General features: G+C 32.1%; 11 protein-coding genes. 2 read left to right on the top strand and 9 right to left on the bottom strand.

Annotated features, from left to right (window positions below):
* Nucleotides 1–29 precede the first annotated feature (29 nt).
* The 4 genes from Q0873_RS11650 to hutH all read right to left on the bottom strand — a co-directional run bounded on the left by Q0873_RS11650 (nucleotide 30) and on the right by hutH (nucleotide 5,133).
* Nucleotides 30–917: an ABC transporter ATP-binding protein gene (locus tag Q0873_RS11650; protein ID WP_299107375.1), complete on the bottom strand. Its 888-nt coding sequence runs from the start codon at nucleotides 915–917 to the stop codon at nucleotides 30–32.
* A 142-nt stretch (nucleotides 918–1,059) separates the two neighbouring features.
* On the bottom strand, nucleotides 1,060–1,614 hold the full coding sequence (locus Q0873_RS11655; RefSeq protein ID WP_299107377.1) for a DUF4136 domain-containing protein: 555 nt from the start codon (nucleotides 1,612–1,614) through the stop codon (nucleotides 1,060–1,062).
* 12 nt (nucleotides 1,615–1,626) lie between these two features.
* Nucleotides 1,627–3,621 (bottom strand): urocanate hydratase, encoded by a 1,995-nt coding sequence (locus Q0873_RS11660; RefSeq protein WP_299107379.1) that lies wholly within the window; start codon nucleotides 3,619–3,621, stop codon nucleotides 1,627–1,629.
* 24 nt (nucleotides 3,622–3,645) lie between these two features.
* Nucleotides 3,646–5,133: a histidine ammonia-lyase gene (hutH, locus tag Q0873_RS11665; protein WP_299107837.1), complete on the bottom strand. Its 1,488-nt coding sequence runs from the start codon at nucleotides 5,131–5,133 to the stop codon at nucleotides 3,646–3,648.
* A 78-nt stretch (nucleotides 5,134–5,211) separates the two neighbouring features.
* Between hutH and Q0873_RS11670 the strand changes: the two genes are divergently transcribed.
* Nucleotides 5,212–6,102: a LysR family transcriptional regulator gene (locus tag Q0873_RS11670; protein ID WP_299107381.1), complete on the top strand. Its 891-nt coding sequence runs from the start codon at nucleotides 5,212–5,214 to the stop codon at nucleotides 6,100–6,102.
* Between the two features lie 377 nt (nucleotides 6,103–6,479).
* On the opposite strand, the gene Q0873_RS11680 is transcribed toward Q0873_RS11670, so the two are convergent.
* From Q0873_RS11680 to Q0873_RS11700, 5 genes are all read right to left on the bottom strand, one after another.
* The gene (locus tag Q0873_RS11680) at nucleotides 6,480–7,103 is read right to left on the bottom strand and encodes a DUF6134 family protein (protein ID WP_299107385.1); all 624 of its coding nucleotides are present in this window, start codon (nucleotides 7,101–7,103) and stop codon (nucleotides 6,480–6,482) included.
* Nucleotides 7,104–7,106: 3 nt separating this feature from the next.
* Entirely contained in the window at nucleotides 7,107–9,620 is a 2,514-nt protein-coding gene (locus Q0873_RS11685) for a DUF5686 and carboxypeptidase-like regulatory domain-containing protein (RefSeq protein WP_299107387.1), read from the bottom strand.
* 7 nt (nucleotides 9,621–9,627) lie between these two features.
* Nucleotides 9,628–10,476, bottom strand: coding sequence for a sterol desaturase family protein (locus tag Q0873_RS11690; protein ID WP_299107389.1), 849 nt, complete (start codon nucleotides 10,474–10,476; stop codon nucleotides 9,628–9,630).
* Nucleotides 10,477–10,647: 171 nt separating this feature from the next.
* A complete protein-coding gene (locus Q0873_RS11695) occupies nucleotides 10,648–11,022 on the bottom strand; it encodes a hypothetical protein (protein WP_299107391.1) in 375 nt (124 codons plus the stop codon).
* Between the two features lie 117 nt (nucleotides 11,023–11,139).
* The gene (locus tag Q0873_RS11700) at nucleotides 11,140–12,267 is read right to left on the bottom strand and encodes a helix-turn-helix domain-containing protein (protein ID WP_299107395.1); all 1,128 of its coding nucleotides are present in this window, start codon (nucleotides 12,265–12,267) and stop codon (nucleotides 11,140–11,142) included.
* Between the two features lie 197 nt (nucleotides 12,268–12,464).
* On the opposite strand from Q0873_RS11700, the gene Q0873_RS11705 reads away from it, so the two are divergent.
* Complete coding sequence (locus Q0873_RS11705) at nucleotides 12,465–15,905, top strand: methylmalonyl-CoA mutase family protein (protein WP_299107397.1); 3,441 nt, start codon at nucleotides 12,465–12,467, stop codon at nucleotides 15,903–15,905.
* Nucleotides 15,906–15,974 lie beyond the last annotated feature (69 nt).

Genomic DNA, 15,974 nt, shown 5'->3' on the forward strand with positions numbered 1-15,974 from the left:
TATCTTTTTAAATTCAACTTTACCTTTACTTATGCAGTAACAGGTTCATCTTGCTTTAAAGCAATAAAATACACGTCATCTAATTGTGGTTTTGCAGCTACAAAACCTTCTAAAAGCTGTGTTTCAGAAAAGACCCTAATATTTAATGAATCATCTTCATTATAATTTGAAGAAAGCACATTATAACTTGCTTCATATTTTTCTAAATCATCTCTATCAATCACTTTTGTCCAGATCTTTCCTTCTATTTCTTTTGTAGATTCTACTGGAGTTGTATGCTTAAGGATTCTCCCTCCATTTAAGATAGCCATTTCATTACACAATTCCTTTACATCTTCTACAATGTGTGTAGAGAATATTACTGTTGAATTGGTTCCTACTTCTCTAAGTACATTTAAGAATCTTCTTCGTTCCGCAGGATCTAATCCAGCTGTTGGTTCATCTACAATAATTAACTTTGGATTATTTAATAACAACTGTGCAATTCCAAAACGTTGTTTCATCCCTCCAGAATATCCGGCTACATATTTCTTTCTTACCTCATATAAGTTAGTTATCTCTAAAACTTCTTTGATAATTTTTTGACGATCGGCTTTTGAAGAAATTCCTTTTAAAGTAGCAAAATAGTCTAATAAATCTTCTGCTGACATTTTTGGATATACTCCAAACGATTGTGGTAAATACCCTAATGTTTTTCTAAACTCCATTGGATTCTTTAAAACGTCGATTCCGTCAAAAGTAATAGTTCCTTGATCTGGACTTTGTAACGTTGCTATTGTACGCATTAAAGAAGACTTCCCTGCTCCATTCGGACCTAACAGTCCAAACATCCCTGTTCCAATTTCTATATTTAAGTGATCAATGGCTTTTACCCCATTTTTGTAAGTTTTAGTTAAATCTTTAATAACTAATCTCATAGTAAGTTTGATTTTTGATTATTTTAATTTCCTATCAGAAGAAAAAAAAAGCGATTTGTTACATTTTCTTTAACATTTTTTTCACAAAAAAACGCCAAGCTAGAGTCTAGCTTGACGTTTTTGTATACACAAGGATTATTTTTTACGACTTCTTATCCCATCCTGGAGGATATTTTGCCATAATTTCTTTTACAAATTCTTTAATACGTTCTTCTTTTTTTGCACCGCTACGAACTTTTAATGCTCCTGTACCAATTCCTTGCCACACTAACTCTTTGTTCTTCGCATCAATAACATCTAAAAACAATGTTCCTTCTGTATATTGATTTACATTTAAACGATTGGCTCCTCCCCACATCCATGGGTTCCAGCCCCAACCATAACCCCAGCCCCAGCCAAAGTTATTATCGTTGATATTAATACGTTCTCTAGATTTCGTAAATAAACTAACTAAGACATCTGGATTTGACGACTTCGTCATTCCCTTAGCTACTAATTCAGCCTCCACAGCACGCATAATTCTCTTCTTATCAAGATCGGAAATAGGTGCTTTGTCAATTCCTGTTTTATAAAACGCAAAGGTTTTATAATCGTTAAAATTTGCCTTAGTATCATAATCGGTTGCTACTTTAACTGAACTGCACGATGTAATTACCAAAGCAATAATTGGTAGTACTAGTAATTTTAATTTCCTCATTTTTCTTAGGGTTTATACATTTTCTAATAATGCATCATCCACTAAGTTTGGTAAAGTTACTTTTAAGTTAGGTTCAACATTCATGGCACGTTTAATGGCAAAAACTGCTTCTTCATTTCTTGCCCAGCTTCTACGCGCTATTCCGTTATTAACATCCCAGAAAAGCATTGATTTTAAGCGTCTTGATGCATCTAAAGTACCATCAAGAAGCATGCCAAATCCTCCGTTCATAACTTCACCCCATCCTACTCCACCTCCATTGTGGATTGAGACCCAAGTTGCACCTCTAAAACTATCTCCAATTACATTATGAATAGCCATATCTGCTGTAAAACGAGAACCGTCATAAATATTCGAAGTTTCTCTATATGGTGAATCTGTTCCAGATACATCATGATGATCACGACCTAATACTACAGGACCAATTTCTCCTCTTTCTATGGCTTCATTAAATGCTTGTGCTATTTTCATACGTCCTTCTGCATCTGCATATAAAATACGTGCTTGAGAACCCACTACTAATTTATTTTCTTGCGCTCCTTTAATCCATTGGATATTATCAGCCATTTGCTGTTGAATTTCTTTAGGAGAATTTTTCATGATTTCTTCTAAAACTTCACAAGCAATTGCATCTGTTTTTGCTAAATCTTCTGGTTTTCCCGAAGCACATACCCAACGGAATGGTCCGAATCCATAATCAAAACACATTGGTCCCATAATATCTTGAACATAACTAGGGTATTTAAATTCTCTTCCCAATGTAGGACTTGGATTCATTACATCTGCTCCTGCTCTACTTGCTTCTAATAAAAAGGCATTTCCATAATCAAAGAAATAAGTTCCTTTTGCTGTATGTTTATTAATTGCTTTTGCATGACGACGTAAGGTTTCTTGTACTTTCTCCTTAAATAACTCAGGATTGTTTGCCATCATTTCATTTGACTCTTCAAACGAAATATCTACAGGATAATACCCTCCAGCCCAAGGATTGTGTAATGAGGTTTGATCTGACCCCAAATCAATATGAATATCTTCTTCTGCAAACTTCTCCCAAACATCTACTATATTTCCTAAGTATGCTAAAGAAACAACTTCTTTATTTTCTTTGGCCTTGCGAACACGAGCTACTAATTCGTCTAAATCAGTAATCTTTTCATCAATCCATTTTTGATCTAAACGTACTTGTGTAATTTTTGGATTTACCTCAGCACAAACCGTAATACATCCTGCAATGTTTCCTGCTTTCGGTTGTGCTCCACTCATTCCTCCTAAACCAGCAGTAACAAATAAATTTCCTTTTGGAGACTTTCCTATTTTTCTAAATCCGTTTAATACCGTAATAGTTGTTCCATGTACGATTCCTTGCGGGCCAATATACATATAACTACCCGCCGTCATTTGACCATACTGAGTTACTCCTAATGCGTTGAACTTTTCCCAGTCATCTGGCTTAGAATAATTAGGAATCATCATTCCATTTGTTACAACAACTCTCGGTGCATCTTTATGAGATGGAAATAATCCCATTGGATGTCCTGAATACATTACTAAAGTTTGCTCATCTGTCATTTCAGATAAGTACTTCATGGTTAATAAATACTGCGCCCAGTTAGAAAACACAGCTCCATTCCCTCCATATGTAATTAATTCATGTGGGTGTTGTGCAACGGCATAATCTAAGTTATTTTGAATCATTACCATGATAGATCTTGCTTGTAATGATTTTCCTGGATACTCCTCAATTGAACGTGCATACATTCTGTAATCTGGTCTAAAACGATACATATATATACGTCCGTATTTCTCTAGCTCTTCCTTAAATTCAGGTAATAATTCTGCATGATATTCTTTATCGAAATAACGCAAGGCATTTCTTAACGCTAACTTCTTTTCTTCATCTGTAAGTATTTCTTTACGTTTAGGAGCATGATTTATAGTGGTATCATATTCCTTTTTTGGAGGTAAAACACTTGGTATTCCTTGTTGAATTTGTTCTTTAAATGTCATAATACTTTCTTTTTAAACTATAAATTATGCTACTGTAAACTCTTGGTTTTTAACCATAGTAACTAATGCATTGATATCGTCTTTTAATACACGATCATCTTCTAACTTGGCTACTTGACTACGAATTAAGGTAAAATTATCTTCAATAATTTCTGAAAATGTATTAGGCCTTCTAAAGTCCATTGCTTGTGCCGCATACATTAATTCTATTGCCAAAACTTTATCTAAATTTCCTAAAATCTGGTTGAATTTCCTTCCTGAAATACTTCCCATAGATACATGATCTTCTTGACCTAATGAGGTTGGAACACTATCTGCCGAAGGAGGAAAACATAATGATTTGTTTTCTGTTACTAAAGCCGCTGTTGTATATTGTGGAATCATAAAACCTGAGTTTAATCCTCCTCCAGTGGTTAACAATCTTGGTAATCCATATTTCCCTTCTAACAATAAATAACAACGTCTGTCTGAAATATTTCCTAATTCAGCTGCTGCTATAGAAGCATAATCTAAAGTCATTGCTAAAGGTTGTCCATGGAAGTTACCTCCTGAAATTGCTTCTGTTGCACTTAAGACAATTGGATTGTCTGTTACAGAGTTCATTTCTATTTCTGCCAATTCATTTAAATGATGGAACGCATTTCTTGAAGCTCCATGTACCTGAGGCATACAACGAATAGAATATGGATCTTGTACTCTAGGGAAACTTGTATCTTCTACATTTTGCGAACCTTCTAAAAGCATACGCATACGTTCTGCTACTTTTAAGTTTCCTTTAAACGGACGAATTTTATGCAATTCTTCTTTAAATGGCGAAACATTTCCTGAATATCCTTCTAAAGTCATCGCTCCTGCAACATCTGCTAGGTCTAATAAATACTCCATCTTTTTCAACCCTACGATAGCATGTGATAAAATAAACTGAGTACCATTAATTAAACCTAAGCCTTCTTTTGCCATTAAAGTTAACGGTTCTAAACCATGATTGGCCAATACTTCTTTTGCTAGTAATATCTCATCCTTTACCCAAAATTCACCTTCACCTAGCAACGGTAAAAATAAATGTGATAATGGCGCTAAATCACCTGAGGCACCAACCGAACCTTGCTCAGGAACTACTGGTAAAATATTATTTTCAATAAAATAAACAATACGTTCTATCATTTCTAATCGAACTCCTGAAAATCCTTGGCATAATGCATGTACTTTACATATCATCATTATTTTAGACAAGGTTTTATCTATCGGGTTCCCTACTCCTACAGCATGTGTTATTAATAAGTTCTCTTGTAATTTACTCGTTTCTTCAGGAGTAATTTGCACATCACATAAAGGTCCAAAACCTGTATTAATTCCGTATACCGCAGCATCAGAATTTGCCATTGTTTCTACCTTATCTCTACAAACATTAACTTTTTCTTTAGCAGCTTCTGTAATAACTGCTTCCAACTTACCATTAGCAATGGCAATTACTTTATCTACTGTTAAATGATCTATTCCGTATTTAAACATATTCTTTACTTCTATTTTCACAAAATTACTTGTATTTTTGATGCTTAACAAGATCATTTTTATCAACAAACAATAACCATGAGTTATCAAATAGAATTAAGACATCTACGTTATTTTTTAGCTGTTGCTGAAGATTTACACTTTAGAAAAGCTGCTGAGCGTTTATTTATTTCACAGCCTGGTTTAAGCAGACAGATTAAGCAAATGGAAGATGATTTAGAAATTCAACTATTTGAAAGACATAATAGAAAAGTAGTATTAACGCCTGCTGGCGAGTACTTAAAAAATGAATTTGCTAGAAATCTTAAAAACTTGGATAATATAATTAACCATGCAAAACTACTTCAGGAAGGAAAATATGGAAAACTTGAATTTGGTTATGTAGGATCGGCAATGCATAATATTATTCCAGATTTATTAATTCGTTTTAAGAAAGAGCATGAACACATTCAATTTGGTTTAAAAGAAATGGACAACCAAAAACAAATTGAAAGCTTATTACATCAAAAAATTGATATTGGTTTTGTTAGGTTAGATAGAGTTCCAAGAGGTTTGAACATTCAACCCATTTTAAAGGAAAACTTTTGCTTGGTGCTACCAAAAGACCATCCTGTAAATAATGATAACTTTAAAGGACTGAATCAATTAAAAAATGAATCATTTATTTTGTTTGACCCTTCCTATAGCCCATCGTATTATGAAAAAGTAATGCAAATCTTTACAGATAGTGGCTTTGCTCCAATCGTTTCGCACAATACCATTCATGCCGCATCCATTTACAAATTGGTAGAAAATAATTTTGGTTTGTCAATTGTTCCCAAATCTCTACAACAAGGATATAATATGAATGTAAAATTCATTGAATTAAGCAATATTAAACAGCACACAACCCTTTCTGTTGTTTGGGACAAAAACAATCGAAACCCTCTATTGAACTCTCTTTTAAAAATGATTTCAACCACTATTTAAAACAACTTTATTTTAATTTAATTACTTTTACAACTGTATTTTAGTTGTTTATACAACCTATGATATTTGTTTCTAAACATATGGTTCCACGAGGTTTTATAGGGATTACCCTATATCCTTTTATCTTTTTAAAACGAAAAGATTTAAAGCATGACTCTGAACTTATCAATCATGAAAAAATACATTTAAAACAACAGCGAGAACTTCTCATTGTTTTCTTTTTCCTTTTTTATTTTACTGAATGGATTATCAAATTATGTATTTATAGAAATCCGAGTTTAGCTTATAAGAATTTAAGTTTTGAACGCGAGGCCTATTTAAATGAATCTAACCTGTATTATTTAGAGAACAGAAAGTTTTGGAGCTTTATTAACTACCTATAACTTACTTATTTCTTTTTTCTTGGAATCTGATGATAAAATCATTTCAAAATTAAAAAGTGTTTTTCTTACAATACATTTCTCTAAAATTCCATCTTCAGAATAGATATATGTATCTCTATGTCTACTTTTAGGACTCACCAATTCGAACTCATTTTCATTTATTTTAACCATCTTTTTATAAAAACCTCCTACCTCTTCAAATATATTTTGGTTGTTTTGAGGCTTATGGTAGGTTAACATAATTGTACTCATTGAAATAGGCTTATCATAATTAGTTTCTTTACCATTTGTGGTAATGAAATATTGATCATCTACATATTCTAAAACTGCCTTTTCCTTTATTTTACTATTTTTTTTCACTTCGTAAAAACTACTTTGTAAAACATCATCTTGATACACTGTTTCCATTAGTGTTGTTATTTCTTTTTTTCCAAAAAAATTAACAGTCGACAATGATGTTGTTTTATATATCGTTTTTGTTCCTTCTTGAGTTCTATAGGCTATCACACTTCCTATTTTTTTTCCAAACACTTTTACGTCATATGTATACTCCTGTGCAGATACAAATGCAATGTTTGCTACAAACATTACAAATACTATTTGAAATTTACTTTTCATATCTTAAAATGATGTTTTAAATCCAACTCTTATTCCAAAGCCAGGACTTACTGGCCCATTTACGTTTTTAAAATCTCCACGCCATATAAAATCAACCCTTAAAGGACGTAAGTTTCCATAGCCTATATTTTCTATACCGAATCCATATTCGAAATAAGGTTTCTTATCTGGTGCTACATATTTTATTGTGGATCTGTTAATACTCTTATTTCTATTTGAAATACTTCCATACGCCGCTCGGAACGTGATAACACTTCTTAAACCTAACTTTTTTATGAATGGAATACGATTTAACAATAATCCATTAAAATGCTGTTCAAAGTGCCCTTCAATTGAACTATCTGCAACAAAGTCGTAATAATCCAATAGTGCAAATGTGTTTGGCGTTAAAAAATAGGTTTGATTAGATGGCACTGCTGTTAATACAGATAAGGGTGTTTTTCCAAATGTTTTTGACGCGATAATGGTTGGGTCAAATACTCCAAATTTTCCGACCGGTAAAGGATGGTTGTACAAAACAGAAAGCTTTTCATAATCTACATTTCCTCCAAAAATACCTTTATACGCCTTTTTATAATTCACCAATAACTTCGGATGCAATTTTGTTCCGAACTGCCTATCTACACCATAGCCTTCTGTAATTCTTCCAGGTTGATAACTCAAATAGAAATCTGAATACACATCTTTAGTTACATTGATTTCTTTATTCTTTTGTTTATCAAAAAAAGCCATTGAAAAACGTTTAGGATCCGCGGAAGAAATTTTCTCATGAGCTAACTTAACTCCTACATTCAAATTTTTAGCTACCTCTACATCAAATCGAAACATCTTCTTTTTCACTTTAGCTAAGAAATAGTTATCTCCTCTTACAAAAACTGCTTTAGGTCCTTTATCTGGTAGTGGGATTAAATTTCTTTCGTTAAATCTTGTAAACCCCATTTGTTCCACATCATCTTGATATGCTGCACCAAAGGTTATTCTTGGTTTTGATGATAATAAATATCTTCCTTCTATACCGTACTTAAATTTATTATCCTTGAAACCGAATGCTCCATATCCCAATAATTTACCTCTATCATTGTTTGTCTTAAAAGTCCTAAACCCTAAACGCAATCTTATTCCTTCAATATCGTTTCTGGCTGTTGTTGTAAATAAATTTCCTAGTTGTATTCCTGATATTGGTGTAAAATACCCATCTGAAAGTGTATATATCGTACCTGTTATCTTTTTTACTTTACTACTCGTTTTTACTTTATTGACTAACTTAAAAGTATTCTTAGCTTTTTCATCTTGCTTCGTATTCCAATACGTATCTGGTTTCTTAAACTGATTGGAGGAAGTCTGAACAATTTTTACATCATAAAAATCTGATGGTTTTTCTCTATCAAAAACATACTTCGAAAATTTTTCTTTTTTCACTAAATAAATCCCTTTTTCTTTATTGTTCTTTGTTAAAAAAGTGAATTCTCCTTTATAGGTATTTGTTTTGGGTAAATAAATACTATCATTTTTCAATAAAAATGTTTTCTCTATCGATAAATCTCTTACAAAATTTAGATTTACATCTTTTAAAATATCCATTTCAATAGCTGTTAAGGCAAAGCTTTTATCGGCTATTTTCATATGTCCTTTAAATACCAAGTCTCCTTCTTGTCTTGGAAAAAAGTGAATTGTATATTCCTTTTGATCATTGACCATAGTACTATCTGACAATACATAATCATAACTTCCAAAACCAGTGGTAGAAATAGGGCTCACAAATGTTTTATCTAAAATAAAAATGTTGTCATTGTATACATCTATCTCTTTAAAAATGGTAGTTGCTCTATCTACATATTTTCCCAATTGATGAATTCCAATTTTCCGTTCTCCATCCATATCTCTTCTTTCCTTTTTTAAGATATTACTTCCATAAACTTTTTCAGTTTTTTCGATAAACTCAACAGGCAAATAATAGTTATCGCTATCATAGTTTTTTTGAACATGGTCTTTTAGGTCTTCAAACTTTTTTCGCAATACTTTACGAATAAAAGCACTATCCATGTTTCCAAACCCTAACTCTCTAGAATTATATTGATCATATTGATATGCATTAACTAATGACAATCCATTCTTTTTTTTCTTTTTCCATACTTCTTTAAGTATTCTATAAGCGGGGTTACTTTTTTTCTTTACACGTTTTGTGGGCTTTTTAACAATTACTACTTCTTCTAATGTCGTATTATCTTCTTTTAATGTTACTTGCAACCCATTTGTTATCCTATCTTTCAGCTGAATTTCTTGTGTTTTAAAGCCTAAAAAAGCAATAGAAACTGTAGTTTGTTTCTCAGAGCTTTGAATGTAAAACTCTCCTCTTTCATCACTTACAGTACCCACAGTACTTCCCTTAAAAAAAATATTTACATAAGGCAAAGGTTCCTGGTTTTCATCCAATATTTTTCCGCTAACTTTTGTTTGCGCGTTTAGTGCAGTACATAAACATATAAGTACTACTGCAAACTTCATCTTCATCTTCATTCGAATGTTATTTTACTGCTTTTAACTTTACTTTTTTGTAAATAGGATTCGTTGAATGTTCTCTACTATCGTCAAACGGCCTGGTAATTAAATTTTTAAAATCTTTGTTCTCTTCTTTATCCATATTGGTATCTATACCATGAACAATTTCCGATTGCTTCATTTTACTGAAGGTTGAAAACAAACGATCCCAAATAGAAAATATATCTCCGTAATTACTATCTGTTTGCGGTAAAACATAATGATGATGTATATGATGGGTATTTGGAGTTACAAATAAAAGTGAGATAATATTGTTTAATTTCTCTGGAAGTTTTACCTTTGAGTGAGAAGTTAAGTTGATGAAACTTTGTATAAACTGTTTTATTAATAAAAACTGAACAGGTACTCCTAAAATAAAAACTATCCCTATTAAAAAACTAACTCTTACAGCTGTTTCCCCAGGATGCTCTCTAACGGTAGTAGATATATCGACATCCATATCGCTATGATGTATTTGATGAAATCTCCAGAAAAATGGAACTCTGTGCATCATTACATGGTACCAGTAATCAAAAAAATCAATGCATATAAAAGCAACAATAAAATGCAATAAAGAGTATTCTTCTAAAGGCAATTGATATAGCAACCCCCATTGCTTATTTACCGTCCAATTAGCTACCATAAACACAACTGTAGATAAACCTATTTGTACAGGTAACACAAATACAATGAACTTTGCATTTAATAATGAATGGAGTGCTTTGTGTTTTAACTTTTGAGAAAATAAGATAAGCTCTAATCCCCAAAAAAATAGAATAATAAAGGCATAAACGATTAATTGTAAAACCAATGGGTTTTCATAAAATACAGACATAGTAGGTTCTTTTTTTTAAATGATGTAATTTTTTTTTGGTTGGTTGATGGGTGTAGTTATCCTATCCTAGGCATGTTTAACTTATAAACATGACCTAAGACGAATAGTTTTCCTTTCATGTAGTAGCCTAAAACTGACTACTCATTAGGATTCAGAAATGTTATGTAATTGCTATTTTTTCAGATAATGAAGCGTGAGCGTTCCTTCCTCGGTATTAATATTTATGACCATTTTTTCTTTAGTAAAACTCTTTACTTTAAAAACGGTGCTTTCATTATCAATTTTTACGTTAATTGTTTTATCCTTCTCGTTTACTACGAATGCTCCACTTACTTTCTCTCCTAAAAAACCAGTAAATTTATTGGGCTTTTGATATTCTTGATAGGCTTCTGCAACTCCAAAGACTTCTAATGGAGTTCCTTTTTGTCCCATTATCTCTATTTCTTTCAATTCCCATTTACCAAAAATTTGTTTTGATATTTCTTGACATTGTGCAGGAGCATTTCCTAACCAAAGTATAATGATTGTTATTATTATTTTTTTCATCGTGATTCTTCTTTTTAAATTCAACATGTACTTTTAGAAAAGTAATTTTCAATCTTTTTTCCAGTATTAAAAACTACTCGTCAGCAAAGAAACGCTACACGATAAAAAAAATTCTTTTTAACAAGTCCTAGAACACGTATTCGGACTCTTTAATCCGTTTTTGTACTCACTTGGAGTTACTCCTTCTGCATCTTTAAAAACCTTATAAAAGGTTGATTTAGAAGAAAAACCAGCATCTTTTGCTAGTCCTAATATAGAATAGTGTGCTACTTTATCTGAATTTAAAAGTCTCTTAAACTCATCTACCCTAAACCGATTAATGAAGCTATGAAAATTGCTTTTTGCACACGAATTTATAAGCTCAGATAATTCTCTTTCTTTAATTTTTAAATCTTGTGATAATGATTTTAAAGACAAATCTGGATTAGCAAAGTACTTTTCTTTTAAAATACTTTCACAACATTTTTGATACTTAATTTCTCTTTCATCTTTAGATACACTTTCCTTCGTAGTAACAATTTTGTCGCTACTATTTTCAATTTCCGGTATGGAAGATACAACTTCAGAAACTTCATTGATAAAACCTATTTGTCTAAATCCACTATAACCAACCCAGTATACTATAAAGAAGGTTACCAAACTCAAGATTAACTCTAATACCGCTTCTAATAAACTGTTTTCAAAAAACAAGAAAACTATTCCTTCAAAGAATAAATAAACATGCACCAATATTACAGTCATCATAATGGTCTTTACCCAAGTAATACTTTTACTCTCCACATTGGAGTAATAACTTTCTAGTTTAAGCTTAAACTTTCTTAGTATTCTAAAAGAATAAATGAGCAATGGTATATTTAAAAATAAATAGAAAAATGCATGTAAAATTTCTCCTAATTCAGGGTCTCCAAAATGGGTTAAATTCAAAACAATTCCTGGAACATAAAGTAAGAGCCAAAATCGAGAAATATTTTTCCTTGCCACAGTAAGCATGAATAAGAAAATAGATGGTATGATAAAAAAGTCTGTCTCGATTAATAAGGTAACATGGTCGGAAATCATTCCTAAGTTTCGATCTTCTATAATATCTTCTAAGAAACCTATTGATAAACTTAAAATGAACAACACTAAATAAATATTTCCTTTTTGCTCTTTAACTTTTAACGTAAAAAGTAAAATTCCAATTGTTATTCCAGAAAAAGTGGATAACATATCTAAAAACAGTGATAAAATTTCTAAAGTTTTCAATGATTCTATAAGTTTAGTTAGTAAGAAGCTTTATTCTAGAGATTGTTACAAGAACGGTGCATTTATTTTCTTTAGTATTCAGAATAAAAAAACTGTGAATATTTTAACATTACATTTATCATTATAATTCACAATAAATCTCCATATTTTTTAATATTTCCGTAAATTGCGTACCCGAAAATCAAGACAATTTACGAATGGAACAAATAGCTCCTTATAAACCAAAACATAAAGTAAGAATTGTTACTGCAGCTTCATTATTTGATGGACACGATGCAGCTATCAATATAATGCGTAGAATTATTCAATCTACTGGGGTTGAAGTAATTCACTTAGGACATGATAGAAGTGTAGAAGAAGTAGTAAACTGTGCCATACAAGAAGATGCCAATGCCATTGCAATGACATCATACCAAGGAGGACACAACGAATATTTTAAATACATGTACGACCTTTTAAAAGAAAAAGGAGCGGAACATATTAAAATATTTGGTGGTGGTGGTGGAGTAATCCTTCCTGAAGAAATTAAGGAGTTAATGGATTATGGTATTACCCGTATTTATTCTCCAGATGATGGTCGTGAATTAGGATTACAAGGAATGATCAATGATTTGGTTGAAAAATCAGATTTTGCTGTTGGTGATACCTTAAACGGTGAAGTTAACAAATTAGCTGACAAAGAGATTGGTAGTATTGCTCGTGTTATTTCATCTGCTGAAAACTTTCCAGATGTAGCAAAAGACGCTTTGGATGCTATCCATGAAAAGAATAAAAATTCAAAAACTCCTGTACTTGGTATTACCGGTACTGGTGGTGCAGGAAAATCAAGCTTAGTAGATGAATTAGTTCGTCGTTTCTTAATTGACTTTCCGAATAAAACTATAGGATTAATTTCTGTTGATCCATCTAAACGAAAAACAGGAGGAGCTTTATTAGGAGACCGTATTCGTATGAATGCAATTAACAATGAACGTGTATACATGCGTTCATTAGCAACACGTCAATCTAATTTAGCCTTATCTAAATATGTAAATGAAGCTGTTGAAGTATTAAAAGCAGCAGAATTTGATTTGATTATTTTAGAAACTTCTGGTATTGGACAATCTGATACAGAAATTATCGAACATTCAGATACGTCATTATATGTAATGACTCCTGAATTTGGTGCTGCTACACAGTTAGAGAAAATCGACATGTTAGATTTTGCTGACCTAGTAGCCATCAACAAGTTTGACAAACGTGGTGCCTTAGATGCGTTACGTGATGTGAAGAAGCAATACATGCGTAACAATAATTTATGGGATGTTCATATGGATGACATGCCTGTATTTGGTACTATCGCCTCTCAATTCAATGATCCAGGAATGAATTCGCTTTACAAGGCAATCATGGATAAATTGGTTGAAAAAACTGGAGCAGATTTGCAATCTACTTTTGAAATTACAAAAGAAATGTCTGAAAAGATTTTTGTAATTCCACCAGCAAGAACCCGTTACTTATCTGAAATTTCAGAAAACAATAGAGCATACGACAAGAAGGTAGATACTCAAGAAAAAGTTGCTCAAAAATTATACGGAGTTTATCAAACGATTTTATCTGTCATTCCGAACGAAGTGAAGGAATCTTTCCTTACAAAAAACGGATTAGACCAAGATCAGATTCTAAAACAAGTTCAGGATGATGACCAGGTTTTTATTAAGTTATTATTTGATCAATTTGACAAAGTTAAATTAAACTTAGATCCACATAACTGGGAAATCATTTTAAACTGGGATGCAAAAGTTAAGAAATATAAAGATCCTATTTATACATTTAAAGTACGTGATAAAGAAATTAAGATTGAAACACATACTAAATCATTATCACACTCTGATATTCCTAAAGTAGCATTACCAAAGTATCAGGCTTGGGGAGATTTATTACGTTGGAATTTACAAGAAAATGTTCCTGGTGAGTTTCCTTATGCTTCTGGATTATATCCTTTTAAACGTACAGGAGAAGATCCAACAAGAATGTTTGCTGGTGAAGGAGGTCCAGAAAGAACTAACAGACGTTTTCACTATGTAAGTTTAGGAATGCCAGCAAAACGTTTATCTACAGCATTCGATTCTGTAACATTATACGGAAACGATCCTGGACACAGACCAGATATTTATGGTAAAATTGGTAATGCTGGGGTTTCTATTTGTTGTTTAGACGATGCTAAGAAATTATACTCTGGTTTTGATTTAAGTCACGCCATGACTTCAGTTTCCATGACCATTAATGGGCCAGCTCCAATGTTACTTGGATTCTTTATGAATGCTGCGATCGATCAGAACTGTGAAAAATACATTAAGGAACACGGTTTAGAAGCTAAGGTTGAAGCCAAGTTAAAAGAGTTATACGATGATAAAGGTATTGATCGCCCTAAATACAATGGAGATTTACCAGAAGGTAATGACGGATTAGGGTTATTACTTTTAGGAGTTACTGGAGATCAAATTTTACCTGCTGATGTATATGCTGAGATTAAGACAGCTACATTGGCACAAGTACGTGGTACTGTTCAAGCTGATATTTTAAAAGAAGATCAAGCTCAAAATACTTGTATTTTCTCTACGGAATTTGCGTTGCGTTTAATGGGAGATGTTCAGGAGTATTTTATTGAGAAAAATGTTAGAAACTTCTATTCTGTTTCTATTTCTGGATATCATATTGCTGAAGCAGGTGCCAATCCGATTACGCAATTGGCATTAACATTGGCAAACGGATTTACGTATGTAGAATATTATTTATCGAGAGGAATGGATATTAATAAGTTTGGACCAAACTTATCATTCTTCTTCTCTAATGGTATTGATCCAGAATATGCAGTTATTGGTCGTGTTGCTCGTAAGATTTGGGCAAAAGCATTGAAATATAAGTACAATGCAAACCCAAGAGCGCAAATGTTAAAGTATCATATTCAAACTTCTGGTCGTTCATTACACGCTCAAGAAATTGACTTTAATGATATTCGTACAACCTTACAGGCATTGTATGCTATTTATGATAACTGTAACTCGCTACACACAAATGCTTATGATGAAGCTATTACTACTCCTACAGAAGAAAGTGTACGTAGAGCCATGGCAATTCAGTTAATTATTAATAAGGAATTAGGATTAGCGAAAAACGAAAACCCAATACAAGGTTCATTTATTATTGAAGAATTAACAGATTTAGTAGAAGAAGCGGTATTAACAGAGTTTGATAGAATCACAGAACGTGGTGGAGTTTTAGGGGCAATGGAAACAATGTACCAACGTTCTAAAATTCAAGAAGAAAGTTTATATTATGAAACTTTAAAGCATACAGGTGAATTCCCAATTATTGGAGTTAATACCTTCTTAAGTTCTAAAGGGTCTCCAACGGTTACACCACAGGAGGTAATTAGAGCAACAGAAGAAGAAAAACAATTCCAAATTAAAACAAAGGAAAACCTTAATGAGGCTAATGAAGCCAAAGTTTCAGAAGAGTTATCAAAAATTCAGAAAGCAGCTATTCAAAACGAGAATATTTTTGAAAAATTAATGGAAGCTTCTAAAGTATGTTCTTTAGGTCAAATTACCTCAGCCCTATTTGAAGTAGGTGGTCAATACAGACGAAATATGTAAAAGAAGTTATCTTTTAAGAAAGATTTAAATACCCTCACAAGTTTGTGAGGGTATTTTTTTATATATTTA

Source organism: uncultured Tenacibaculum sp. (assembly GCF_947498805.1).
In the GTDB taxonomy this organism is placed as follows: domain Bacteria; phylum Bacteroidota; class Bacteroidia; order Flavobacteriales; family Flavobacteriaceae; genus Polaribacter.

What these genes read in the sequence shown, in the direction of transcription:
- Q0873_RS11650 (WP_299107375.1), bottom strand. Translation starts at nt 917, where the DNA reads ATGAGATTAGTTATTAAAGATTTAACTAAAACTTACAAAAATGGGGTA.
- Q0873_RS11655 (WP_299107377.1), bottom strand. Translation starts at nt 1,614, where the DNA reads ATGAGGAAATTAAAATTACTAGTACTACCAATTATTGCTTTGGTAATT.
- Q0873_RS11660 (WP_299107379.1), bottom strand. Translation starts at nt 3,621, where the DNA reads ATGACATTTAAAGAACAAATTCAACAAGGAATACCAAGTGTTTTACCT.
- hutH (WP_299107837.1), bottom strand. Translation starts at nt 5,133, where the DNA reads ATGTTTAAATACGGAATAGATCATTTAACAGTAGATAAAGTAATTGCC.
- Q0873_RS11670 (WP_299107381.1), top strand. Translation starts at nt 5,212, where the DNA reads ATGAGTTATCAAATAGAATTAAGACATCTACGTTATTTTTTAGCTGTT.
- Q0873_RS11680 (WP_299107385.1), bottom strand. Translation starts at nt 7,103, where the DNA reads ATGAAAAGTAAATTTCAAATAGTATTTGTAATGTTTGTAGCAAACATT.
- Q0873_RS11685 (WP_299107387.1), bottom strand. Translation starts at nt 9,620, where the DNA reads ATGAAGATGAAGATGAAGTTTGCAGTAGTACTTATATGTTTATGTACT.
- Q0873_RS11690 (WP_299107389.1), bottom strand. Translation starts at nt 10,476, where the DNA reads ATGTCTGTATTTTATGAAAACCCATTGGTTTTACAATTAATCGTTTAT.
- Q0873_RS11695 (WP_299107391.1), bottom strand. Translation starts at nt 11,022, where the DNA reads ATGAAAAAAATAATAATAACAATCATTATACTTTGGTTAGGAAATGCT.
- Q0873_RS11705 (WP_299107397.1), top strand. Translation starts at nt 12,465, where the DNA reads ATGGAACAAATAGCTCCTTATAAACCAAAACATAAAGTAAGAATTGTT.